Consider the following 24700-nt stretch of genomic DNA (forward strand, 5'->3'; position numbering starts at 1 on the left):
GCGCCTCCACGCGCCTTGCCCCTGCGCCCCGCCTCGCACCGCCCACCCGGAAGCTCGGTGTGGATAGCAGCAAGGCCGGTCGTGGCCGGTCTCCGGCTCAGCGCAAGCTGAGCCGGGCCGGCTGGTGGATGGTGACGCCCGCCGTCGCCCACATCGGGCTCTGGACCGCGCTGCCGGTTCTCGCGACGTTCGCCCTGAGCCTGACCGATTACAACATCTTTGACGCCCCGCGCTGGATCGGGATCGACAACTACATCCAGATTTGGAACGACCCCACGTTCCGCCTGGCCACCTGGAACACCGTGGTCTACACGTTTTGGACGGTGCCGGTATCCATGGCCATCGCGATGATCATCGCCGTGGCCCTCAACCAGAACCTCTGGTTGCGCACGTGGTACCGCACAGCCTTCTTCCTGCCGCAGGTCACCGCCACGGTCGCCATCGCAATGGTGTGGCTGTGGATCTACAACCCCCAGCAGGGGCTGCTGAACGCGGCCCTGTCGGTTATCGGTATTCCTGGCCAGGCCTGGCTGGCCAACCCTGACTGGTCACTGTGGGCCGTCATCCTTGTCGGCGCCTGGCAGGGCATCGGAATCAAGATGCTTATCTACATCGCCGCCCTGCAAAACGTCGACAACAGCCTGTATGAAGCGGCATCCGTCGACGGCGCCTCAGTCGTGCGGAAGTTCTTCGCCATCACGCTGCCAATGCTCAAGCCCGCCACCTTCTTCGTCCTCGTCATCTCGATCATTGGAGCATTCCAAGTGTTCGATCAGATCTACGTCCTCACCGATGGCGGTCCGGCCAACGCGACCACCATGATGACCTACGAGGTCTACCGATCCGCCTTCCAGAACTTCCAGATGGGCCTCGCCTCTGCGCAGTCCGTGTGTCTGTTCGCTTTCCTGCTCGTGATGACCCTGATCAGCCGACGCGCGACCCGAGGTGATGACGAATGAGCACCACTCGGATGCAGCCGGTCACGACCCCGGCAGAGGCCCCGCGGCCGCGCAGTAGGCGGCGCCGGCCGTGGAAGGGACGGCTGCTGCTCAACGTGATCCTCAGCATCGGCGCCTTCACCATGGTCATCCCGTTCCTCTGGATGATCGCCACATCGCTGAAGTCACCCGCTGAGCTGGCCCAGTTCCCGCCGACTCTGCTGCCGCAGGTCTGGCAGTGGAGCAACTACAGCGAGGCCCTGCAGGCGGCACCCTTCCACCTGTACTTCCGAAACAGCTTCCTGATCTCGGCCGGGCACACCATCATCACGCTGGTACTGGGCTCGATGGCCGGGTACGCGCTGGCCCGCATCCCGTTCCGCGGCCGGGAGTGGGTGTTCATGGGCTTCGTCGCGATGCTGATGATTCCCACCTACACCAAGATCGTGCCGCAGTTCCTGCTGGTGAAGTTCATGCCCCTTTTCGGCGGTAACGACATCTTCGGTCAGGGCGGCACTGGTTGGCTCAACACCTGGTGGGCACTCATCATCCCGGGCGGCCTCAGCGCCACGGCGATCTTCCTGTTCCGGCAGTTCTACCTCTCGTTGCCGCGCGAACTCGAGGAGGCCGCCCGGCTGGACGGACTGAACGAGTTCCGCATCTACGCGCAGATCTACACGCCCCTGATCAAGCCGGCGCTGGCAACCGTGGCCTTGCTCACCTTCCAAGAGAGCTGGAACAACTTCCTCTGGCCACTGCTGGTCACCACCAGGGACGACCTGCGGGTGATCCAGGTGGGGCTGGCGGTCTTCCAACAACTCGACAGCACCTCGTGGCACTACTTGATGGCCGGCACCACCCTGGCCACCGTGCCGATGGTCGTGTTGTTCCTCTTCTGCCAGAAGTACTTCATCCAGGGATTCACCCATGCCGGCATCAAATAGTCCGGCATCCGGAACGACACCACTACACCCCACCAAAGGACTCATCATGCCGAACGACACCGCACTCCTGACCCCCACGTCCCTCGGCGGCCTGCAGCTCGACCTCACCGGCAGGCGCGCCCTGGTCACCGGCGGCGGCAGCGGCATCGGCGCGGCCATCGCCAGGGCCCTCGGCGCCCGCGGCGCCGATGTGGCCGTGCACTATGCGAACAGCAAGGACGGGGCGGAAACGATCGCCACAGAATTGGCCGCCGCGGGCCGGCGATCCATCGCCGTGGGCGGCGATCTCACCGACGCTGCCCAGGCGTCCGCCGTGGTGGCCGCCGCCGCGGAGCACCTCGGCGGACTGGACATCGTGGTCAACAACGCCGGTCATCTGGTGGGCCGAGCTACCGTCGCTGAGATGACGGACGACCACTGGGCGAGAGTGCTGGCCGTGAACGTGTCCAGCAGCTTCTACGTGACCCGCGCGGCCGTACCCCACCTCGAGAAGTCGACGGCCGGTCGAGTGGTGTTGATGTCGTCGCTGGCCAGCGAGAACGGCGGCGGCGCCGGGTCCGTCGCCTACGCCACGGCCAAGGCCGCCGTGGTCGGGTTCGCCCGCGGCCTCGCCAAGGAACTGGCAGGCAGCGGCATCACCGTCAATGCGCTCGCGCCGGGCTTCATTGAGGACACCGCGTTCCACAACACTTTCACGCCGGAGGCCGCGCAGAAGGGAATCGTGGCCGGCCTGCCCCTGCAACGCCCCGGAACCGTCGACGACGTCGCCGGTGCCGTGCTCTTTCTCGCCTCTGACCTTTCCTCCTTCGTGACCGGCCAAGTGATCGACATCAACGGTGGGGCGAACTTCCGGTGAGCGCCATCCAGCGCGCCAGGGGAGGGTGGTGGCACGACTACGTGTGCCCCACCCACGGAACCGAACTGGAGCCGCGCGCCGAGCAGACGTACCCGTGCCGTTACGGCTGCCGCTACACCGGTGAGCCATTCGCCTCCGCCTGGACCGTCTATGAGCACCAGGCCGCTGCCCGCAGAGCGCGGCTGCTCGCCCACCGCGCCACCCAGGACTCCAAGCGGGGATCGGCCGATCCGGCCGACCTGGCCGGTGCCGTGCAGATTGTCGTTGACTTCGCCGAGTTCTACGAGGAGATCGCCGCTGCCGGCTGGAACGAACAGAGCGAACCGTGGATGCTGCGCGGCAAGCTGTTCGCCCAGGCCCTCACCGAAGCGATCTGGGCGGTGCAGCTGGCTGATGCCGTGGCCGAACTGGCCACCCACAGCACAGCCAGGACCCACCTGGGCGCTCCTGTCGAGAACCTGCTCACCGGCCTGCTGGCGACCATCACGTCTGCCCGGCACACGCTGGTGATCGACAAGAACGACCCCACCAGCAACTACGTGGCCTGGATCGACGCGGCCGGAACTACCCTCAACCGGGCTTTGGTCGCGCTCGGTCGCCCCGACGACGGCCAGGACTGGGCGGCCCGTGCGTTCGAACACGCCAGGCTCGCCATCGGAGCCGACGGCTGGGAGTGGGAGGGATCGACCTATTACCACCTGTTCGTGCTGCGGGCCTATTTGCTCGGGCTGCGCGGTACGGACCCGGCCGCGCTTCCCGCCGATGCCGTCAGCCGGCTCGATGGCATGGTGCGGGTGCTGGCGGACCTGGCCGCTCCGGACGGCACCCTGCCCATGCTGCACGACGGGCCGTTCGACCGGATCCACGCCCATCTCGAGATGCTCGAGGTATGCGTACTCGCCGGCCAGCTCTGGAGCGACTCCCCGCTCGACCGGGTCGAAGCGGCAACCCGTCGTTCCCTCGGGAACACCCACGACGGACTTGAGGACCTCCTGGTGGGGTGGTTCACCGGTGACCCGCTGGCGCGCCAGAACGGCCCTGCGGACACCGACCGTGCGGGCGCCCGCGCATCCGTGCTGTTCGCTGACGCCGGCTATGCCGTGCTGCGCGATCGCCACGACACGTGGCAGGCCGTGCTTGACGCGGGCCCGCACGGAGGTTCGCACGGTCACCTGGACAAGCTCGGCCTCTACCTCTATGGAACCGGCGTGTCCTGGCAGCCAGCCCCCGGCGTGCCACCGTATGCCAGCGGCCTGCGCCGCGGCTACTACGCCCGCACGTTGGCGCACCCCACCGTGCGAGTCGACGACCTCGACCAGTTGCCGACGACGGCAGTCGTGGAGGCCTTCTCACCCACTCGTGTCGTGGCGAGCACTATCGGCGCCATCGCCGGGGTCACCCTGCGCCGGGAGGTCGTGATGGCGGACGACTACCTGCTCGACATCGTGCACGCCGTCGTCGACGGCGCCACCGGGACTGCCACCGAGACCGGCGGTCACCGTCGGATCACCCTCGCCCTCCGGCCCGCGGTGCCCGTGACGGTCACCGCGGAGGCCGACGCCTGGCGAACCACGTGGGCGGCATCGACCGTCGAGCCGCCTCCCGCCGCCCAACTGACTGAGCCTGGCCCGAGAGGTCCGGGCCCGAACACCGAACTGCACGGATTCCACCGCGCCTCCGCGCCGGCCGTGCTGCTGGCCGGTCCGGGTCGGGGGCCCTCTGACGACCCGGCCCGCAGCCTCACCATCGCGGACTGGACCGTAACCGGCCCGGATGCCTGGTTCGTCTCGGCCTACTCACCGGGGCGCGGTGTTGTGCGCGACGTGGTCCTCGTACCCATCGACAGTGGACTCGGCATTGTGCGCGCCATCCTCGCCGACGGCCGCTCCATCGACCACGAGGTAGCCCGATGACCCCGGCGCGCATGAGCACGAACCATAGACCGCTCCTGCTGGCCGGGCGCGAAGAGCAGCTCCGCACCGACGTCTCCTCGGTCAAGGGTGCACAGTTCCGTCGGCTGCTCGACGAATGCGAACGGTATCGGGGTCTGCCGCTGGCTGCGGAACATCCGGATGCGTCGATCACCTACGTCGGCGCCGCAGCGGCCAACCTTGCCCTCGCCTTTCGGCTGACCGGGCAGCAGCACTACCTCACGGAACTGCGACGCTGGCTCGACGTAGCCGTCGGCTTCCCACACTGGGGTAAGGCCCACCTGCCTGACCACGACCTCGACGCCGGCTGGCTGCTGCACGGCCTGGGGCTCGCCTTTTCGTGGGCGGGCGACGCCCTGTTGGAGAACGACCGCGCGCGTTTACGCGACAAGCTCATCCTGCAGGGCACTCGGCTGCACGACTTCGCTGTGGCCTCGGAGGGTGGGTGGTGGGCCTCGTCCTACTGGCAGAACCACAACTGGATCTGTTTCGCGGGCCTCGCCACCGCGGCCTATGCGATCGCGGACGAGCATCCCGCCGCCGTCGCTTGGTCGGACCTCGCCAAGGCGAACTTCGATACCGTGCTCGACCTGCTGCCGGAAGACGGCTCCAACAACGAGGGAGTCGTCTACTGGCGTTACGGGGTGCCTTGGTTGGTGAGCTACCTCGACGTGCTGCGCTCCGCGGAGGGCACGGACTGGTTTCCCCGCAGCGCCTACCTGCGGGAAACCTTCTGGTACCGCCTCTATCAGGCCGCACCCGACCTCGAACGAATTGTGAACCACGGCGACTGCCATGACCGGCGCAGTGGTCACTCGGTGGCGCTGTATTACAAGCTGGCCGCCGAATACGGCATCCCGCAGGCGCAGTGGCTGGCGCGCCGGGTCGCCGACGGGTTCTTCTGGCGAGAAGCCTACGAGAGCGGCGTCCGCCCCGGCGTGCGCGCCGAGGCCTACCAGGAACTGCTCTGGTTCGACCCTGACGTGGCCGAGGCGGGCCCCGACGTCCTGCCGACCAGCCGGTACTTTCCCGACCTCGGACTCGTCGTCGGCCGCACCTCATGGCAGCCGGACGCAACCCTCGTCTCCGTCAAGGCGGCCCCCGGTGGCGGGCATACGGCTTGGAACGCCTCGGCCAGGCTGGATCTGGAGCGGGGCTGGACCACGCTGAACGCCGGCCACCAGCACCCGGACGCCGGCAGCTTCGCCATTCTCGGTCACGGTTCCTACCTCGCCATCGATGAGGGTTACTCGTCCCGCAAACGCACCGACCACCACAATGGGGTGCTCGTGGACGGTCACGGGTTCGTGAACGAGGACCGCTACCACGTGTTCGAGAATATCGATCGACAGCACACCGCCGAGGTGATGACGACGACGCTCGCCGGCGGGTGGGTGCATACCGTGAGCGAGATCGGGGCCATGTATGACCCGGCTCTGGGCGTGCAGCGACTGCGCCGGCACCTGGTGATGTCACCCTCGGGCACGGTCTTCACTGTCGACGAGTGTGTGGCTCGCGAGCCGCGCACCTTCACCTGGCTGCTGCAGACCGACAATCCGCCCGCACCGTTGGGAGACGGCCGGTATCTGGCCCAGGCAGGCAGCGGCTGCCTCCTGGTGACACTGCTCGGGCCGGCGGATGCCACCACCGAGGTCCACTCGACCACGGTCCAGGCCAACCCCACATCATCGACGCCCGCGTTGGCCATCGTGACCGAGCAGTACACCCTGCGGCACCGCACGGCACCGGTCTCCTCCGCGATTTTCGTCGCGGTCCTCGAGTCGCGCCCCTGGAACGGCGTCGCGCCGGCGGTAGTGACCGGGAGTGTCCGCGACCGGACGGTGCGCCTGAGAGTCACTGCGGGCGGCCATCGTGAAGATGTCGCCGTCCACCTGGACGGTCTGGCGCCGGAGCTACCGGTGACGGCCGGTCGGGCGCAGGTCGTCGGCACAGGATTCGCGGCCAGCACCGGCGGCACTCCATCCGTGGCGGCGTCAGTCCTGCCGGATTCCACGATCGAGGATGGGCTGCTCCGATGACCGCCTCCGGTCGGCTTCCCCGGGGCGGTTCCCGTCCGCCCGCCGCTCAGCGCGGGTGGGAGCACCGGTTGCTCGCCGCTCTGGCATATCCCGCAAACCTGGCTTTCGTGGGGGTGGCCGCCCTCCTTCTGGCCGTGCCGATCGTCACCATCCTGCCTGCGTCGATCGCAGCGGGCCGGGCGTTACGGGCCTGGCTGCAGGACGGCGAAACCGCCGTCTTCACTGCAACGTTCCGGGAGTTCGGCGCCACCTGGCGACGCACCCTGCCCTTGGGCGTCGGCAGCGTCGTCGTCGTGTTCCTCCTGCTGGTGGACAGTGTCTTCCTGGGCCAACAACTCAGTGCGGCCGAGGCCGGAGCCAGCCCAGTGGCCTTGATCCTGGCCGCGGCCGCCGTCCCTGTGGCCGTTGCCGTGACCCTGCTGCTGCTGGCGCTGCCGGTTGCGGGCGCCAAGAGCCCGGACGCTACCGCCCGCCAATGGTTGGTGGAGTCCGGCTACCTGATCGCCCGCCGGCCGATTCAGGCGCTGCTGCTGCTGGCGACAGTCGCTTTCTTCGTTCTCACCTGTTACCTGCTGCCCACCCTGGTGCCGTTCTTCGGCCTCTCTCTGCCTGTCTATCTGGCCATCGTCACCCTCGGCCGGGAGAAGCCGGACACGTCGGCATCCGCACCGAACGCCACCGGCGGTTCAACCCCGTCACTGGAGCAGCCATGATCTGCGGTTCGGTGTGCTCCGAGCGGTGGTCAGTCGATGGGTGACCAGCGCACCGGCACCGGCAACTTGGTGGCCGCCGCATCCGGCAGCACGCCGGAGTGCGGGGGTGCGTCGATGCGCTCGATCAGGCGGTGCATGGCCTGACGGCCGAGCTCCTCACCGTCGACCTCGATCGACGGGGCGCCGCGCAGGTTGAGGGCGGCCACAACGCTGTCGTCGGCGCTCACGATGATGTCGCCCGGCACGGCCAGCCCGCGGGCGTTGAGGCCGAAGATCAGGCCGAGCGAGATCGCGGCGGCATAGGAGATCACCGCGGTTGCGCCGGATTCGACGATGGCCGCGGTCGCGGTCACGCCGGAGGCGACGGTGGCCGGGTACGGTCCCAGCACGGTGAGGGTGCAGCGGCCGGCGGCCGCGGCCTGCACAGCCGCGATGCGCTGGGTGTTCTGCCACGACCGGTCCGGGCCGCCCACGAAGGCGATCGAGGTGTGCCCGCGGTCGATAAAACCGCGGGCCAGCTCGCCGAATGCGGTGGCGGTGTCGGCCGACACCGATGGCAGGCCGGCGATTTCCCGGTCGATCAGCACACTCGGGATGCCGGCCGCTGCCGGGTAGACGACCTCGTCGGCGCCGCGCGGGGCGGCAATGAGAAAGCCGTCCACCTGCCGGGACAGGGTGTCGAAGGCGGCGATGTCGGCGGGGGAGTCGAGCCCGTGCACGGCAATGGTGAGGTGCAGGCCGGAGGCGGCGGCCTGTTCCTGGGCGCCCCGGATGATCGGGGTGAAGAAACTGTTCTCCAGGGTGGGCACCACGATGGCCACGAGTCCGGTGCGTCCGCCGGCGAGCGCACGGGCGGTGCGGTTGGGCACAAAACCGAGCACCCGAGCCGAGTCCAGCACCCGCGCGACAGTGGCCGGCGACACCAGCGACGGCCTGCTCAGCGCGCGCGACGCGGTGGCCTTCGAGACGCCCGCGTGCTGCGCGACGTGGTCCAAAGTTGCCACGGAAACCCGACTTTCTGGTGAGAGGGCGACCCCGCAGGATTTACGTGGTCGTAACATTTGCCGGTGAAATGCCGACGGTCGGTGCCTTAGGTTGGAATGAAACCGGTTGCACAACCGGTTTCATTCCCCCCTAGTATGCCGAAGGTTAGCTCTGTATGTCTCGAAAACCAGCACTACTGCTCGTCCCGGGTCTGGTGTTCATTCTGTTCGGTTTTGCGATCCCCTCGGCACTGATGCTGCTCGCGCCGCCGTCCACCCCCACCGCGGATGTCTTCGCCCGGCTGGGTGCGATGCTCACCGACCCGTATGACCTCGCCATCATCTGGCGCACCGTGCGGATCGGCCTGATCGTCACCGTCGCCTGCGTGCTGCTGGGCTTCCCGATCGCCTACCTGCTGGCCCGCTCCACCTCCCGGTTCGCCGGCATGTGGCTGGCCCTGGCCATCTTCCCGCTGCTGCTGAGCAATGTGGTGCGCACCTTCGGCTGGTTGGTCATCCTCGGTAGCCAGGGCGCCATCGGCCAGCTGCTCGTGATCCTCGGCGTCACCGACCAGCCGCCCCAGTTGCTCTACACCGAACTCGCCGTGGTGCTCGGCCTCATCCAGCTCTTCCTGCCCCTGGCCGTGATCTCCTGCTACTCGGCCGTGGCCCAGGTCGACGCCGGCCTCGACCACGCCGCTCGGGGACTGGGCGCCACCAAATCCCAAACCCTCTGGAAGATCGTGATCCCACTGTCCCGCCCCGGCATCCTCATCGCCGGCACCCTCGTCTTCGCCGGCGCCACCACGGCGTACACCACGCCGTACTTGCTCGGCGGCTCCAGCCAGCGGATGCTCTCCACCCAGCTCTTCTCCTACGCCAGCGTCAGCGTGGACTGGGCCGCCGCATCCGCCACAGCGCTGATCATGACGGTGCTGGTGTTCCTGGTCTCCGGGCTCTCCTCGCTCGTCTCCCGCAAGGCAGGGGTCACCGCATGAGAGGCCGTCCCGTCCTCGGCACCCTGGCGGTGCTCGGCTACATCATCATGATCGTGCCGATCCTGTTCGTCGTCTCCACGGCGTTCACCGCCGGTGATGCGCTCACCTTCCCTCCGCAGGGACTCTCGCTGCGCTGGTTCGGCGAGGCCCTGGCCTACCAGCCGTTCATCAGCGCGCTGGTCTCCTCGCTGCAGCTGGCCGTGGTCTCCACCGCGCTTGCCCTGCTGCTCGGCGTGCCCGTGACCCTGGCCATCCAGCGCGGCAAGATCCCCGGCAAGTCCCTCGTCGAGGGCCTGTTCCTCTCGCCGCTCGTGGTGCCGGAGCTGGTGGTGGGCCTGGCGCTCTACCAGCAGATCATGATCGGCCTGCACCAGACGTCGTTCGTCGCCCTGCTCGTGGGCCACACCGTGCTGCTGCTGCCCTATGCGGTGCGGGTGACCGGCGCGTCCCTCGCCCTGGCCGACCCGGCGGTCGAGGAGGCCGCCAGGGGCCTCGGCGCATCCCCGCTGCGCACCTTCTTCTCGGTGACACTGCCGCTGCTGCGGCCGGGCATATTCTCGGCCGGCCTGCTCAGCTTCGTCACCTCGTTCAACAACGTGCCGTTGTCGCTGCTGCTGCAGAGCCGCCAATTCCGCACCCTGCCGGTCACGATGCTCGATTACGTGCAGCAGTCCTATGACCCGATGATCGCGGCCATGTCCACGCTCATCCTCGCCGGAACAGTCGTCATCGCGATCGTGGCCGAGAAAACAGTCGGCTTCGCCAAGATCTTCGGAGGTATCAACAAATGACCAATGCGGCAGAATTCTCAGGCGTCACCCAGTCGTACGGCGAGACCATCGCCGTGGACAACCTCAACCTGCAGATCGAAGAGGGCAAGCTCACCACCCTGCTCGGCCCCAGCGGGTGCGGCAAGACCACCACCCTGCGCATGCTCGCCGGCTACATCACGCCCTCGGCCGGCACCATCACCATCAACGGCGTCGACGCCACCCGGCTGCCGCCGGAGAAGCGCAACCTGGGCATGGTCTTCCAGTCCTACGCGCTGTTCCCGCACCTCACCGTGGCCGACAACGTGGGCTTCGGCCTCAAGCTCCGCAAGGTCCCGGCCGCCAAGCGCCGCGAACTGGTGCTGCACAACCTCGACCTCGTCGGGCTGGCGCACCTGGCCGACCGCAAGCCCAAGGCCCTCTCCGGCGGCCAGCAGCAGCGCGTCGCCCTGGCCAGGGCGATCGCCATCAGCCCCTCCCTGCTGCTGCTCGACGAGCCCCTCTCCAACCTCGACGCCAGGCTCCGGGTGCAGATGCGCAGCGAGATCCGGCGCATCCAGGCCGAGACCGGCCTCACCGTGGTGCTGGTCACCCATGACCAGGAGGAAGCGCTCGAGATGAGCGACGTCATGGTCGTGATGCGGGCAGGCAAGGTCATGCAGACCGGCGCCCCGGCCACGGTCTTCACCGCCCCGGCCAACCGGTTCGTCGCCGACTTCCTCGGTTACGAGAACTTTCTGGCCACGGCCGACGGCAGCCTGCTCACCGTGCGGCCCGAACACCTGCGGGTCGGCACCGCGGGCGGCACCACCGGGGGAGCGCCCGCGACCGGCCTCAACCTGCCCGCCGTCGTCACCGATTCGGTCTACCGCGGCGTCGACCACATCGTCACCATGACCGCCACGGATGCCGCCGGCCAGCAGACAACGCTCGTCTCGACCACCCGCCGCGACACCCTCAGCAGCGACCAGAGCGGCGTGCGCCCCGGCGACCGCGTGCTGGCCCAGGCCCGCGACCACGAGATCGTGCGCCTCGCCGCCTGACCGTCCCCTCCTCGGCACTTTTCCCACTGCAGCACCCGTCCCCCCACACCCAAAGGAAACACAATGTCCCACGCATTTCCTCGCCGGCGCACCGCGGTCCTCGGTCTCGCTTTCGTCGCCACCGCCGCCCTCCTGGCCGGCTGCTCCGCCACCCCGGCGCCTACGGCCACCCTCGAGCCCGGCGAGACCGCCAGCGGCACTCTCGTGGTGAGCACCTTCCCGTTCGGCGTCGAAGAGTTCCAGCAGGCGATCGTCGACCCGTTCGAAGAGGCCACCGGCATCACCGTCGAACTCGACACGGGCAGCAACGCCGACCGGCTCTCCAAGCTCGAACTGAACGGTGACTCCTCGGGCATCGACGTGATGCTCATCTCCGACTACTACGCCGCGCTCGGCCAGTCCAAGGACCTCTTCGCCGAGGTCGACGCCGACGAGGTGCCGAACCTCGCCGAAATCAGCGACTTTGCCAAGGAAGAGCAGTACGACGGGCCGGCCTACAGCTACCAGCTCAACGGCACCCTGTACCGCACCGACCAGATGACTGCGGCCCAGGCCGCCGACTGGGAGACCTTCGGCGAGCCCGAGTACGCCGGCAAGATCGCCATGCCCGACATCTCCGTCACCGCCGGCCAGCTCACCGTCTCCGGCATCGCGGATGTCTTCGGCTCGGACCCGTATGACGTCGACGAGGCGTTCAGCACCCTGGCCTCCTGGAACGACAACGTACTGCAGTACTACACGTCCTCCACCGAGGTCTCCAGCCTGCTCAGCCAGGGTGAGATCGCCGCCGCTCCGGCGCTCAGCGGCTTTGCCACCAGCCTCGTCGCCTCCGGCGCGCCCATCGCCTGGACCGCTCCGACCGAGGGCAAGTTCATGGCCACCAACCGGGCCATGATCCCCGTCGGCGCCCCGAACACCCCGGCCGCGAACGCGTTCATCGACTACCTGCTCTCGGCTGAGGCACAGACCTCCTCGGCCGCGATCGTCGGCGACCTGCCGGTGAACCCGGGCGCCACCGTGCCGGAGGACCTCACCGAGATCGCCGGCCTCGCCGCGACCGACCCGATCGGCGACGGATACGCCACGCTCGACATCGACACGATCGTGGAGAACCGCACCGACTGGGTCGACCGGTTCGCCCGTGAGGTCTCCTCGCTCTAAGCCAGCAGCACTGCCCGCAAGCGGCGGCCGGACGGGTTCCCCCCACCCGGCCGGTCGCCGCCACCATCTCTTCAGTTACCACCGTGAAAGCCATGACGCTCATCGAAACGCCCACCACCGCCAGCTACCTCGACCGGATGCCGAAGACCGACCTGCACTGCCACCTCATCGGCACCGTGCGGGCGTCGACCTTCGGCGAGCTGGCCCGCCGCGAGAAGCTGGCGCTGCCCGACAGCGCCGAGGCGATCTTCCGCGACATCAACTCACTGCCGCCGGACCCCGCGCTGTACGCCGACACCCGCATCCCCGTGCCGATGGGGCGGAGCGCCAACGAACCGGTCACGTCTTACTCGCTGTTCAAGGCATCCGAATGGGTGGTTTCGGTGCTGCGCAGTGCCGAGGACCTCACCCGCATCACCTACGAGGCTTTCGAGAGCGCTCACCAGAGCGGCACCCGGCACCTCGAGTTGTTCTTCGACCACCTGCCGCCGCACCTGGAATCGCTCGGTTACCGTGGCGCCGTCGAGGCGTATGCCGACGGCATCCGCCTGGCCGAACGCGACTTCGGCATGACCGGCCGCATGATCGCGGGCATCGACCGCAGCAAGAGCGGCGAGCACGCGCTGCAGTTGGTGCAGCAGATCGTGGACAACCCGCACGAGTACGTGGTGGGCATCGGCCTCGACAACCTCGAGACCGCCGGCCCGCCGGAGCGGTTCATCGACGCCTATCGGCTGGCCGGCGCCGCGGGCCTGAAGCGCACCGCGCACTCCTCCGAGCACGCGCCCATCGCCGCCAACACGATCACCTGCCTCGACGAGCTGGGCTGCGACCGCATCGACCACGGCTATTTCGTGCTCGAAGACGACGCCGTGGTGGAGCGCGTGCGCGCCGACCAGACCGCGTTCATCGTGGCCTTCACCACCTCGCGCCGGTCCTGGCGACCGTGGCGCCAGGCGTCGATCAAGGCGATGCTGGATGCCGGCCTGAACGTGGTGCTCTCCTCCGACGACCCCGGCATGTTCCCCACCACCCTCGCCACCGAGTACCGCATCGCTGCGACCGAACTGGCCGTGCCGGCTGAGAAGCTGCGCGCGATGTCCCTGGCCGGAGTGGAGGCTGCCTGGCTGCCCGAGCCCGAGAAGGCGTTCCTGCGCCAGCGGTTCCTCACCGAATTCGCCGCGCTCGAGAGCGCCTGAGTCTCGCGAGCCGTGAGTTAAGCCCCGAAAAACTCCAGGTTTCGGTGCTTGGCTCACGGCTCGCGTAGGTGGGGGCGGCTCACCGTAAAATGAGAGCCGTGCCGCCTCTAGCCCGGATCGTCGACGAAGGGTTGCTCATCGCGCTCTCCGCCGTGCGGATGGCGGTGAAGAACGACATCATCATGTCCGGCCTCGGCGAGCGTGCCGACTACGACCTGGCCCGCTTCAACGACACTGCCCGGCGCGAACTGATCCGGCTCGCCCACGAAAACCAGGAATCCGCCGAACGGGTGCGCCGCCAACGCAAGGAACTCACCTCGATGACCTGGCGGCTCGATCTCTCCCAAGACCAGTTGCAGGACATCAGCCAGCTCAAGCTGCGACGCCGGGTGCATCGCCGTTTGGCGACGGCGTTGATCGAGGCGGCCGACGATGACGACAGGGTGGCCGAGCTGGTGCGGCAGGCCCAGGTCGCGGCCAGCGACGAGGTGCGGCGGGCCATGCGCAGCCGCCTGATCAAGCTGGCGATCGATCCGACCGACCCGGAATACGACCGCCGCCGGGCCGAACGCACCGACATGTTCGTCAACATCGACCTGGCCCTGTTGAAAATCAAGGCCGACGAGGCCGCCGGCAACGGTCCGAGCGACTACTGACCGGCCGGGATACCGGCCCCACGTTCTCCACAGCGGCCAAGCTGGCAGCGTCGGTGCGACTACGGTTGTAGAGGCCCGATCGAGGTGGCCGCGAAGGGAACGTGCTTGGTGAGTGACATTGCGGGTGAATTGGCGCGGGTGCGCGAAGCGTTCGACCGACCCACCCTGCGGCTCCTCGACCGCAAATGGGCACCCTTCGTTCTGGCCGTGTTCAAGCTCTCCTTCAGCCGCGACCGCCGCAGCGTGCAGGCCGACCGGCTGCACGCCCAGGTGGATGCCTACCTCGCCGACCTGCGCTCGATCGGCAGCGACGTTCCGGGCAAGAACGGCCGAGCGCTCTGCGTGCAGTGGATGAACGACCAGTGGCTCTACCGCGAGACCGGCGACGACGAGGAAGAGCAGTACTCACTCACCTCGCACGCCCTCGAAGCCCTGCTCCTGGTCGACGGTCTCTCCCGCGACCGGGCGCTGATCAGCGAATCCAGGCTCACCACGATCGTCGACACCGTGCGGCACCGCGCCACCCAGGCCAACCCCGACCGGGACGAACGCATCCGCCGGCTCGATCAGGAAATCGACGAGCTGGCCGCGGAGCGAGGTCGCTTGGCCGCCGGCGGCGAGATCGCGAGCGCGACGAACGACCAGATGCACGAGGGCTACGCCAACCTGATCGACCTGATCACCCAGCTGCCCAGCGACTTCAAACGGGTCGAAGAATCCGTCGCCGGCATGCACCGGCAGATCGTGAACGACTTCCGGGCCGAAGAACGACCGATCAGCGAGGTGCTCGACGAGTACCTCTCCAAGACGGATGCGTTGATGTCCTCCACCGCGGAGGGCCGCGCGTTCGAGGGCGCATTCGTGCTGCTGCGCAACGACGCGCTGCTGACCGAACTCAAGAACGACCTCGAATCGATCCTGCTGCATCCGTTCGCCCTCGAACTCAGCGCCGCCGACCGGCGCAGCTTCATGGGCACCGTGAGCCTGATCCGCAAGGGCGTGGACGACGTTCTCACCCAACGGAACGGCCTCACCACGACGCTCCGCGAGCACATCGTGAACCACGACGTGGTGAAGGACCGTGAACTGGAGCGGCTGCTGCGCGAGATCAACAAGGAACTCGCCGTGTGGATGGAGACGGCCGGTCCCCGCTCCACCGTGACCGCCGAACTCATGCCGGGCACCCTCGAACTCGAGCACCTGCGCGAACGTTTCTACGATCCCGGCGCCCACAAGGCGCCGCCGCCGCTGGAGGACGTCTCGGCGTATGCGCCGAAACCGCCGAGCCTGGATGCGATGCGCACCCAGGGTGGCCCGCTGCTCGAGGAACTGCGCGACGCCATCGTGACAGCCTTCACCGACGGCGCCGCCACAACGGTGGGAGCCGCCTTCAACAGCCTCGAGCCCGCCCTGCGCCGGCCGGTGGAGATTCTGGGCCTCTTGCAGATCGCCACCCAGATCGACGCCGTGCACTCCGCCCCGAGCGCTGGAAGCGACGCGAGCACCGAGAGCGCGCCAACCTCGGGTAACTCTGAGACCTTCGAAACCGTGCGGCCCGACGGCAGCCGGCGCACCTTCACCGTGCCGCGCATCACCCTGACCGACGACGACACCGCGGCCCTGGCCGCCCTCAATTATGGATCTGACGATGACTGACGACGTGACCGACGTGACCGATGACACGACCGCTGCGGACGACCTCCTCACCGAGGAAGACACGGCAGAGGATGACGTGGCCGAGAGCTTCTCGCTCTTCGAAGGCGACGAGGGCGGCCTCACCGTGGACCAGCGCCGCACCCTCGTGCTCCTGCTCAAGCACCGCTACATCTCCGCCGCCCTGCAACCGGCCGAGTGGCGCACCCTGCTCGCCTCCGAGAGCCTGCTCAAGTCCCGTCTCAACGACCTCTTCCTCGACCTGCACGTCGACCTGCACTACGAGGTGGCCTTCAAACGCCAGGCCGTCGGTGAGGGCGGCGAGCGATTCCCCACCCTGCTGCACGACGTGTCATACACCCGCGAGGAGACCATCCTGCTGGTGCTGTTGCGTCAGCGGTTCCGCAGCGAACGCGCCAGCGGCGTTGACATCGTGATCGTCGACCGCGACAACCTGGTCGAGAACGTCGCGCACTTCCGGCCGGAGCACGCCACCGACAGGTTCGGTGACGCCCGCCGCGCCACCGCCGCCGTCGACAGCCTGGCCAAGGCCAGGGTGCTGCTGAAGACCAGCGACCCCGACAGGTTCCGGGTCTCGGCCGTGATCGAGGTGCTGCTGCCCATCGAGCGCCTCGCCGAGCTGTGGGAGTGGCTGGTGGAGCAGAACGGCCGCGAGCTGCCCGACCCCGCGGATGCGCACGCCTCCGAACTCGACGTCACTGACCCCGCATCCGACGCCGCTGTTGATCCTGCTACTGCCGACATCCCGGCCAGCCCCGACCTGGAGGCCGTCTCATGACCGATTCCCCGCTCTTCCACATGGACGGCGCCACCGAGGGCACCACCCAGTGGCGTGCAGAGTCCTTCCAGATGGTCAACTGGGGCGGCTTCCAGGGCCACCACGAGGTGGACTTCGCCGCCACCGCCACCCTGGTCTCCGGTGCCTCCGGCACCGGCAAGTCCAGCCTGCTCGACGCCTACCTGGCGCTGATGATGCCCTCCGACACGCCGTTCAACGGCGCCTCGAATGACGCCGGCTCCGGCCGCGCCCGCAGCGTCGACCAGCGCAACCTGATGACGTACCTTCGCGGCAAGACCGACTCCACCCGCGAAGCCGACACCGGTCAGATGCACGATCAGGTGCTGCGCGGCGCCGACGAGGCCACCTGGGGCGCTGTCGCCATGACCTTCATCGACGACAACAAGCGCCGCTTCACCGTGCTGCGCGCCTACTTCGTGCCGCGCGGAGCCACGAAGTTCGCCGACGTCACCATGAAGATGGCGACCCGCGACGGCCGGCTCGACCTGCGCGACCTCGCCGACGTCACCGAGGCCCGCTTCGACAAGCGCGCCCTCAAGAACCGGTTCAGCGACCTCGACGTGTTCGACACCTACGCCGCGTTCTCCCAGACCCTGTACACCCGGCTCGGCATCGGCGCCAACGGCGAGGGCGGCAAAGCCTTGCGCCTGCTCGCCCGCATCCAGGCCGGCCAGCAGGTGAAGACCGTCGACGGCCTCTACAAGTCGATGGTGCTCGAAGAGCCCGCCACCTACGCCGCGGCCGACAAGGCCGTTGACCACTTCGAAGACCTCGAACGCTCCTACGGCGCTATGGTCACCGAAGCGCAGAAGGCCAAGGTGCTTGAACGCCTGCCCGAACTGCACCGTGACTTCGAGTCCGCCACCGAGAAGGCCGACCTGATCGACCGGTTCGGCGTACACCGCGAGGGCGACACCCCGTTCGTGCTCTGGCAGCTGCTCACCGAGCACGGCTTGCTCGACGCCGCCGCCGACACCAACCGCGGTGCGCGGCGCGAGAACCAGGCCGCGTTCATCACGGCGCGGGATGCCGAGACCGAGCTGAAGGGCCGGGTCGCCGATCTGCAGCACCAGCAGCGCGACAACGGCGGCGACGTTCTCGCCGGCCTGCAGAACGACCTCGACGTACTCACCGCCAAACGCGACGACGTGGCGGCGGAGCGCGCCAGGTTCAACGACCGCATCTCGCTGTTGGGCGCCGTCGCGGGCAGCGCTGACGACACCGCCGACGACAGTGCCGACGGTGTCGCCGGTGACACCGGTGACGTAGCCATCACCTCGGCCGACGACTTCGCCGCCGCCCAACTGGCCGCGGAGGGGTTCATCGCCCGGTTCGCGGCATCCGAGCAGGAACTCGATCTTGAGCGGGTGTCCCTGCAGCGCACGGCCTACCCGGTCGAAGAGAAGATCCGTACCCTCAAGCAGGAGCACGCCTTCCTCAAGGGGCGCGCCAGTCTGGTTCCCCAGCACCTGCACAACGCCCGCATGATGATCGCCGAAGCCGCTGGAATCCCCGCCGAGGAACTGCCGTTCGTGGCCGAACTCATCGACATCGCCCCCGGCGAAGACGACTGGCGCCAAGCCGCCGAGGTCACCCTCGGCTCGGTGGTGCGGGTGCTGCTCGTCGACGAGAACAAACTGGCCGCCCTCGGCCGCGCCATCGACCCGCTGCACATCCCGGTGCGCATCCACTTCGAAGGTGTCACCCTGCACCCGCACCAGCAGGTGCAGCACGACCCGCGCTACGTCTCCGGCAAACTCACCTTCAAAGACTCACCGTTCAGCCGCTGGGTGCAGGACCGCGTGCAGGCGCCCGCGATCGACGCGCTCTGCGTCAACAGCGCAGCCGAGCTCGTCGGCGACGGCTCCCGGGTCACCCAGAGTGGCCAGATCCGCCAGGGCAAGCGGGGCGCCCACGGCTGGAACAAGGAGCAGCGGGCCATCATCGGGTTCTCCAGCACCGTGCGGCTGGCTGAGATCACCGAGGAGCTGGCCGCGCTGAAGGCCTCCGCCGACTCCCTGGCGCAGCAGGCCACCGCCAAGGCCGGGCAGATCATCGCCCTGCGCCGCCTGAAGGATGCCCACCAGCACCTGATCGACACCGCCTGGACCGCCATCGACGTGGCCGGCGCCTCCGCCAGGATCGCCGCCAAGGAAACCGAACGCGAACGCCTGCTCGCCGGCAGCGACGTGCTGCGCGGGCTCCAGGACGAAGAAGCACGCCTGTCGGTCGAACTCGAGGCCGCGCAGAAGCTCAAGCACGAGATCGAGCGCGCAGCCGCCACCCTCAGCGAGGAGCACGCCGCGATCGTGGACCGGCAGGACATCGTGAATGTGCGGCTGGAGCGCATCCAGGCCGACGAGACCGTCACCCTGACCGCCGAGCACTCGGCGCACCTCGACGCGCAGTTCGCCGCCGTCGGCGACAGCACCGACCTCCCCAGCTTCACCAACGGCGTGAAGCGGCTGCGGGAACGGCTCACCGAGCAGTCCGCCCAGGACCGCGAGACCGCCCGCAGCGCCAGGGACACGCTGCTCGGCATCTTCGAAACCTTCCAGAGCCGGTGGCCAGACCCCAACATCGGGGTGTCGATGGAGTCGTACACCAGCTACAGCGACATCCTCGACGCCGTCTACACCCTCGGTCTTTACGAGCGCCGGCAGGAGTGGAAGCGCCGGTTGTCGGCGTGGAGCGGGCAGGACCTCGTGCCGCTTGTGGGCGCGTTCACCACCTCGATCGAAGAGATCGAAGACCGGTTGCGGCCGATCAACGAGATCCTCACCACTCTGCCGTTCGGGGCCGGCCGCGACCGGCTGCAGATCTCGCTGCGGCGCCTGCACCGCGACGACGCCACGGCGTTCCGCAAGGAACTCAAGCTGCTCTCCTCCGGCTCGACCGAAGAGTTCACCGACGAAGAGACCGAAAGCCGCTTCACCCGTCTGCAGGCGTTCATGAACCTGATCCGCCGGCCGGATGACCTCGATGCATCCGGCCGGGCCGGCGCCGTCCGCGGCCGGGGCGACTCCGAGCGCGACCTGCTGCTGGATGTGCGCCGACACGTGGAGATCACCGCGGTGCGCACCACGCCGGACGGAGTCGAAGTGAGCACCTACTCGTCGCTCGGCGGCAAGAGCGGTGGCGAATCGCAGGAACTCGTCGCGTTCGTCGTCGGTGCCGCGCTGCGCTTCCAGCTCGGCGACGAGAGCCGCACCCGGCCCCGGTTTGCCCCGGTGTTCCTCGATGAGGGCTTCGTGAAGTCGGACTCAGAGTTCGCCGGCCGGGCCGTGGCGGCCTGGAAGGGCCTCGGCTTCCAGCTGATCGTGGGCTCGCCGCTCGACAAGGTCACCGCGCTCGAACCGCACATGGACCTGGTGCTGTCGATGACCAAGAACACCACGACGGGCTTCTCCTACATCACACCGTTGGTCTCGGCCGAACCGGCGGGGGAGCGTGCGGTGGCCTGACCCGCGCGTCGCTCCCGATCCGGCAGACTCGGGGCTTACGCTGGCCCGATGGTGTTCGTGCACGATGTGCGGCTGCCCGACGGCCGCGTCCTCCGGGTGCACGACAGCGCCTCCGGTCCTTTGCCAGGCAGCGCGCAGGCGCAGGCCGGCACCCAAGACGCCGAGTTGGGCTACAACCCCGCCGGCGCGTACGAGCGGGCGATGCCCGCCGGCCTGGGCGCCCGGGTGGTGCTCTGGCAGCACGGCTCGCCGCAGACCGGTGCACTGCTCGAGCCGCTCCTGACTGCCGCGGCCGAGCGCGGCATCCGGCTGGTCTCCTATGGTCGGCCCAGCTATGGCGGATCGACCCCGCAGCCCGGCCGGACCGTGGCCGGCGCAGCGGCGGATGTAGCCGCGATCATGGACGACCTGGGCGTGGAACGGTTCGCGGTGATGGGCGCCTCCGGTGGCGGCCCGCATGCCCTGGCCTGTGCCGCCCTGCTGCCGGATCGGGTGAGTGCGGTGGCGTGCCTCGCCGCGATCGCACCCTCCGATGCCGACGGGCTCGACTTCCTGGCCGGCATGGCGTCGGATGGCGCATCGCTGCGGGCTGCCCGGCAGGGCCGGCCGGCGCGTGAGCATTACGAGGCGACCGCCGAGTTCGATCCGGAGAGCTTCGTCGAGCGTGACTACGCCGCGCTCGAGGGCGACTGGGCGTCGCTTGGCGCGGATGTGGGGGAGGCCTCGGCCGACGGCCCCGATGGTCTGATCGACGACGACATGGCCTTCGTGATGCCGTGGGGATTCGCCGTGGCCGAAATCGCGGTGCCCGCATTGTTCGTGCAGGGCGGCCGCGACCGGGTGGTGCCGCCCGCCCACGGCGCCTGGCTGGCCCGCGCCTGCCCGGGCGCCGAACTCTGGGAACGCCCGAACGACGGCCACATCTCGATCCTCACCGAATGCCCGGCGGCCTTGGACTGGCTGGTTGGGCACTCCTGACCGGAGCTAGGCTCGGGCCAGAACCACGGTGTACTGCCCGTTCTGAACAAAGGAGTCTCTCGTGGACATGCGTCTGGAACTTGTACCCCTGGTGAGCACCGATGTCGATCGCACCAAGGCGTTCTATGCCGACCAGGTGGGCTTCGTCGTCGACCACGACGTTCAACCCGGCAACGGTATGCGCGTGGTGCAGCTGACCCCGCCGGGGTCGGCCTGTTCGATCGTGATCGGGATTGGAATCAATGAGCCCGGCTCCGCCCCCGTGCGCGGCCTGCACCTCGTGGTGGACGACCTGGCTGCCGTGCGCGGTCAACTCCTCGACCGCGGCGTCGAGGTCTCCGCGGTGAGCGACATGGGTGGTGTGCTCTACGCCTTCTTCAGCGACCCCGACGGCAACTCCTGGGCACTGCAACAGATCCCCGGCGGTGCTACGCTCTGAATCGCGCTCCTCAGATGTAAATAATCCTTGACACGGTGTCTGATTCGACATACATTCACAGTGTCAAGAATTATTGACATTCCGAACGGATGTGGGAGACGCTGATGGCGATCGAAGAGAAACGTGCATGGATCATGGCGGTGGTCACGATCGTCGCCTACGGCACGTACCTCGCCCTCGTGCTGAACGCCGCGGCAGGCGCACCACTCGGGGAGGCCCCGTACGTGTACGCGATGCTGTGGACGATCGGCGGCGCCATCGTGGCCGCCATCCTGCTGAACATCCTCGCCGCGATCGTGTCGCCCAGAGACGGGGGAAAGAAAGACCAGCGAGACAAGGAGATCAACCGGCTCGGTGAGCACATCGGCCAGTCGTTCGTGATCCTCGGCGCGGTGCTGGCGCTGCTCTTCGCCATCACCGGTCTGGCGGCGTTCTGGATCGCCAACGTGATCTACCTGGCCTTCGTGCTCTCCTCGATCCTGGGTTCCATCGCCAAGATCGTCGCCTACCGCCGCGGCTTCCAGTCATGGTGAAGGCAACGAGCATCACCAACACCATCCGCGGGCTGCGGTTCGCTCACGGCGAGATGACCCAGGCAGCCCTCGCGGACCGGGTGGGCGTGACCCGGCAGACCATCATCGCCATCGAGCAGGGCCGGTATTCACCCTCGCTCGAGGTGGCGTTCCAGATCGCCCGGGTGTTCAATCGGCCACTCGACGACGTGTTCCAGTACCCGGCCGCGCAGGCCACAGAGGAAGAGACATCATGAGGGCAATCGTGCAAGACGGCTACGGCACCGCCGACGTTCTGCGGCTGGCCGAGATCGACCGACCCGCGGTGCGGGAGAACGACGTGCTGGTTCGGGTGCACGCCGCCAGTGTGAACATCGGCGACTGGCATCTGATGGCCGGGCTGCCTTACCTGGTGCGGGTCACGGGCCTGCGCGGACCGGGCAATCCGGTGCGCGGCATGGACCTGGCCGGCCGGGTGGAGCAGGTCGGCGCGGGTGTCACCCGCTTCCAGCCGGGCGACGAGGTATTCGGGGTCGGCGACGGCACTCTGGCCGAGTTCGTCATCGCCCACGCCGACAAGCTCGAACCCAAGCCCAGCAGGTTGAGCTTCGAGCAGGCCACCGCAGTACCCACCTCGGCGGTCACGGCCCTGCAGGCCGTCGCGTCGCTGCGCACGGCGGGGCTGGGGGAGCGGGTGCTCGTGATCGGGGCATCCGGTGCCGTCGGCGGCTATGCCGTGCAGCTCGCCGTCGCCTTCGGAGCCCAGGTGACCGGGGTGGCCAGCACGGCGAAGCTCGACTACGTGCGCTCGCTCGGGGCGGCGGTCACGGTCGACTACACCCGTGGTGATATCACCCGGTCGGGCGAACGTTACGACCTGGTGGTCGACACCGCGGGCCTCCGGCCGGTGTCGGCACTGCGCAAGCTGCTCGCGCCGCGTGGCACCCTGGTGATCGTTGGAGGTGAGGGCGGCGGCCGGGTGACCGGAGGTTTTGGCCGGGCACTGTGGGCCGCGGCGGTGTCGCCGTTCGTGTCGCAGAAGCTCAGCGGGCTGGTCTCGATCGTGCGCCCGGGTGACCTGGCCACCCTGGCCGAGTTGCTCCAGAGCGGGGCGATCACCCCGGTGATCGACCAGGTCTATCCGCTGGCCGACGCCGCCACCGCGATGCGCCGGCTCACCGACGGCAGCGCCAGGGGCAAGCTCGTCGTCACGATGTAGCCCGCCGCGTGCACTCACCCTGGCTGTGTTTCACGGTGCCAGGAGTGCGTTTCACGGTGCCAGGAGTGCCTGCACCAATCCGGCCGCCCGGCGCAACCCCGCGCCGGGCTCCGCTGCCCAGCGGTCGACCACGGCCGTCGCGCGGGCCCGATCGGCACCCGCGAGGCCGAGGACCAGTGGGGCGACCACGTCGGTGGCCAGCGGGTCGATCAAGGCGGGCAGCCCCGCCTGGCGCAGGAACCCTTCGATGCGGGTGAGGTCGGAGGCGCGCAGCATCCGCAGGTGCGTCTGCAGCAGCACGATCGCGGCCAAGCGCCGCTCGAACACCGGCGCGGCCCAGAGTTCGCTGCTGAGCGCGGTGATGTCGTCGTGGCCGAGCCCCGGGTAGCGGCGGCCGGCATCCCGGATGGTGCCGCGGATCGCGCCGACGGAGGCGCCGTAGAACGCCAGGCCGCCGCCCTCTTCGCCGCCCAGCCCGTCGCCCAGGCGGGCCCGGTCGGCCTCCGCCCGCTGCCAGGAACTCTCGTACTGCAGGGTGGCGTCCACGAACTCGCCGGCGGCACTCATCTGCCCATTCTCGCCGATCGCGGGCGGGTGTCCGAACGTAGCGGGTGAGCGGCATCGGCGGTGGTCGTTGTCGAACGGCCGCCGGTCTGCTTGGCTGGGCGTCATGACCGATTCCGATAAAACCGCCGACCTACTTCGCTACCTGCAGAGCGCCAGGAGCGCGCTTGTCTGGAAGCTCGAGGGGCTCTCCGAGTACGACTTGCGCCGACCGCTCGTACCCACGGGGACCAATCTGCTCGGTCTGGTCAAGCACATGGCCGGGGTCGAGGCCGGGTATCTCGGCGCCACGTTCGGCCGGCCGTTCCCCGAGGAGCTGCCGTGGATGGACGAGGATGCCGAGCCCAACGCCGACATGTGGGCCACCGCGGAGGAGTCCAGCACGGAGATCGTTGACCTGTACCGCCGGGTCTGGGCGCACTCCCAGGTGACCCTCGAGACCGTGCCGCTCGACGGGATTGGCCGGGTGGCCTGGTGGTCGCCCGACCGCAACACCGTCACCCTGCACCTGATTCTGTTGCACCTGATCAGCGAAACCCACCGGCATGCCGGTCACGCCGACATCCTGCGCGAACTGATCGATGGTGCCGTCGGGCTGCGCCAGGACAACGACAACCTGCCGCCGGCGACCGCGGAGTGGTGGGCCGGTTACCGCGACCGGGTGGAGCAAGTCGCCCGCGACGCCTGACGTCCCGCACTGTCACTGGGCGCGGCCCAGCCCGACCCGGTTCGTTGACGCGTAAACCTGACGCCTAAGGTGGACTGCGCCCGAAAGTCGCGCCTCCCCGCCTGCGCCCGCCTGCCTCACGCCGGTCTCCAA

The 24700-nt window shown here is 68.5% G+C and carries 23 protein-coding genes; 21 read left to right on the plus strand and 2 right to left on the minus strand.

The genetic code is table 11. From position 1 onward, the window contains the following. Window positions 1–59 precede the first annotated feature (59 nt). From CTB96_RS10850 to CTB96_RS10875, 6 genes are read left to right on the plus strand one after another with little or no spacing between them, the layout of a single operon-like run. On the plus strand, window positions 60–959 hold the full coding sequence (locus CTB96_RS10850; RefSeq protein WP_248283336.1) for a carbohydrate ABC transporter permease: 900 nt from the start codon (window positions 60–62) through the stop codon (window positions 957–959). Further along, window positions 956–1882: a carbohydrate ABC transporter permease gene (locus CTB96_RS10855; protein WP_110126932.1), complete on the plus strand. Its 927-nt coding sequence runs from the start codon at window positions 956–958 to the stop codon at window positions 1880–1882. Before CTB96_RS10850 ends, CTB96_RS10855 begins: the two co-directional genes overlap by 4 nt. A 46-nt stretch (window positions 1883–1928) precedes the next feature. Next, window positions 1929–2738 (plus strand): SDR family NAD(P)-dependent oxidoreductase, encoded by an 810-nt coding sequence (locus tag CTB96_RS10860; protein ID WP_248283337.1) that lies wholly within the window; start codon window positions 1929–1931, stop codon window positions 2736–2738. Further along, window positions 2735–4651 carry a heparinase II/III domain-containing protein gene (locus tag CTB96_RS10865; RefSeq protein WP_146215798.1) on the plus strand — a complete coding sequence of 639 codons (1917 nt, stop codon included), beginning with the start codon at window positions 2735–2737 and terminating at the stop codon, window positions 4649–4651. Before CTB96_RS10860 ends, CTB96_RS10865 begins: the two co-directional genes overlap by 4 nt. A gap of 11 nt (window positions 4652–4662) precedes the next feature. Beyond that, complete coding sequence (locus tag CTB96_RS10870) at window positions 4663–6708, plus strand: DUF4962 domain-containing protein (protein ID WP_248283338.1); 2046 nt, start codon at window positions 4663–4665, stop codon at window positions 6706–6708. After that, window positions 6705–7421 carry a DUF624 domain-containing protein gene (locus tag CTB96_RS10875; RefSeq protein WP_110126935.1) on the plus strand — a complete coding sequence of 239 codons (717 nt, stop codon included), beginning with the start codon at window positions 6705–6707 and terminating at the stop codon, window positions 7419–7421. Before CTB96_RS10870 ends, CTB96_RS10875 begins: the two co-directional genes overlap by 4 nt. Before the next feature lie 29 nt (window positions 7422–7450). On the opposite strand, the gene CTB96_RS10880 is transcribed toward CTB96_RS10875, so the two are convergent. Then, window positions 7451–8425 (minus strand): LacI family DNA-binding transcriptional regulator, encoded by a 975-nt coding sequence (locus CTB96_RS10880; RefSeq protein WP_248283339.1) that lies wholly within the window; start codon window positions 8423–8425, stop codon window positions 7451–7453. Window positions 8426–8580: 155 nt separating this feature from the next. Here CTB96_RS10880 and CTB96_RS10885 point away from each other — a divergent pair, with 155 nt between their 5' ends. The 14 genes from CTB96_RS10885 to CTB96_RS10950 all read left to right on the plus strand — a co-directional run bounded on the left by CTB96_RS10885 (window position 8581) and on the right by CTB96_RS10950 (window position 23316). Continuing rightward, the gene (locus CTB96_RS10885) at window positions 8581–9402 is read left to right on the plus strand and encodes an ABC transporter permease (protein WP_110126937.1); all 822 of its coding nucleotides are present in this window, start codon (window positions 8581–8583) and stop codon (window positions 9400–9402) included. Further along, the gene (locus CTB96_RS10890; RefSeq protein WP_110126938.1) at window positions 9399–10193 is read left to right on the plus strand and encodes an ABC transporter permease; all 795 of its coding nucleotides are present in this window, start codon (window positions 9399–9401) and stop codon (window positions 10191–10193) included. Before CTB96_RS10885 ends, CTB96_RS10890 begins: the two co-directional genes overlap by 4 nt. Beyond that, window positions 10190–11215: an ABC transporter ATP-binding protein gene (locus CTB96_RS10895; RefSeq protein WP_110126939.1), complete on the plus strand. Its 1026-nt coding sequence runs from the start codon at window positions 10190–10192 to the stop codon at window positions 11213–11215. The genes CTB96_RS10890 and CTB96_RS10895 overlap by 4 nt, the downstream gene beginning before the upstream one ends. A 63-nt stretch (window positions 11216–11278) precedes the next feature. Then, the gene (locus CTB96_RS10900) at window positions 11279–12376 is read left to right on the plus strand and encodes an ABC transporter substrate-binding protein (protein ID WP_110126940.1); all 1098 of its coding nucleotides are present in this window, start codon (window positions 11279–11281) and stop codon (window positions 12374–12376) included. Between the two features lie 92 nt (window positions 12377–12468). Beyond that, window positions 12469–13575 carry an adenosine deaminase family protein gene (locus tag CTB96_RS10905; RefSeq protein ID WP_248283340.1) on the plus strand — a complete coding sequence of 369 codons (1107 nt, stop codon included), beginning with the start codon at window positions 12469–12471 and terminating at the stop codon, window positions 13573–13575. Window positions 13576–13673: 98 nt separating this feature from the next. Next, complete coding sequence (locus tag CTB96_RS10910; protein WP_146215799.1) at window positions 13674–14231, plus strand: hypothetical protein; 558 nt, start codon at window positions 13674–13676, stop codon at window positions 14229–14231. A 108-nt stretch (window positions 14232–14339) separates the two neighbouring features. Next, complete coding sequence (locus tag CTB96_RS10915; RefSeq protein ID WP_110126942.1) at window positions 14340–15887, plus strand: DUF3375 domain-containing protein; 1548 nt, start codon at window positions 14340–14342, stop codon at window positions 15885–15887. Then, the gene (locus CTB96_RS10920) at window positions 15880–16683 is read left to right on the plus strand and encodes a DUF4194 domain-containing protein (RefSeq protein ID WP_181397233.1); all 804 of its coding nucleotides are present in this window, start codon (window positions 15880–15882) and stop codon (window positions 16681–16683) included. The genes CTB96_RS10915 and CTB96_RS10920 overlap by 8 nt, the downstream gene beginning before the upstream one ends. Continuing rightward, window positions 16680–20168: an ATP-binding protein gene (locus CTB96_RS10925; protein ID WP_110126944.1), complete on the plus strand. Its 3489-nt coding sequence runs from the start codon at window positions 16680–16682 to the stop codon at window positions 20166–20168. Before CTB96_RS10920 ends, CTB96_RS10925 begins: the two co-directional genes overlap by 4 nt. A 48-nt stretch (window positions 20169–20216) precedes the next feature. Then, entirely contained in the window at window positions 20217–21146 is a 930-nt protein-coding gene (locus tag CTB96_RS10930; RefSeq protein ID WP_110126945.1) for an alpha/beta fold hydrolase, read from the plus strand. A 61-nt stretch (window positions 21147–21207) separates the two neighbouring features. Beyond that, complete coding sequence (locus CTB96_RS10935; protein WP_181397234.1) at window positions 21208–21585, plus strand: VOC family protein; 378 nt, start codon at window positions 21208–21210, stop codon at window positions 21583–21585. A 104-nt stretch (window positions 21586–21689) separates the two neighbouring features. Next, window positions 21690–22118, plus strand: a complete 429-nt coding sequence (locus tag CTB96_RS10940; RefSeq protein WP_110128432.1) for a hypothetical protein — start codon at window positions 21690–21692, stop codon at window positions 22116–22118. Beyond that, window positions 22112–22354 (plus strand): helix-turn-helix transcriptional regulator, encoded by a 243-nt coding sequence (locus CTB96_RS10945; RefSeq protein ID WP_110126946.1) that lies wholly within the window; start codon window positions 22112–22114, stop codon window positions 22352–22354. Before CTB96_RS10940 ends, CTB96_RS10945 begins: the two co-directional genes overlap by 7 nt. Beyond that, on the plus strand, window positions 22351–23316 hold the full coding sequence (locus CTB96_RS10950; RefSeq protein ID WP_110126947.1) for an NAD(P)-dependent alcohol dehydrogenase: 966 nt from the start codon (window positions 22351–22353) through the stop codon (window positions 23314–23316). Before CTB96_RS10945 ends, CTB96_RS10950 begins: the two co-directional genes overlap by 4 nt. A gap of 51 nt (window positions 23317–23367) precedes the next feature. Here the strand turns inward: CTB96_RS10950 and CTB96_RS10955 are convergent, their stop codons facing one another. Next, window positions 23368–23883, minus strand: a complete 516-nt coding sequence (locus CTB96_RS10955; protein WP_110126948.1) for a DNA alkylation repair protein — start codon at window positions 23881–23883, stop codon at window positions 23368–23370. A 103-nt stretch (window positions 23884–23986) separates the two neighbouring features. Between CTB96_RS10955 and CTB96_RS10960 the strand changes: the two genes are divergently transcribed. Next, the gene (locus tag CTB96_RS10960) at window positions 23987–24568 is read left to right on the plus strand and encodes a DinB family protein (protein ID WP_110126949.1); all 582 of its coding nucleotides are present in this window, start codon (window positions 23987–23989) and stop codon (window positions 24566–24568) included. Window positions 24569–24700 lie beyond the last annotated feature (132 nt).

The organism is Cryobacterium arcticum (assembly GCF_003185895.1).
In the GTDB taxonomy this organism is placed as follows: Bacteria; Actinomycetota; Actinomycetes; order Actinomycetales; family Microbacteriaceae; genus Cryobacterium; species Cryobacterium arcticum.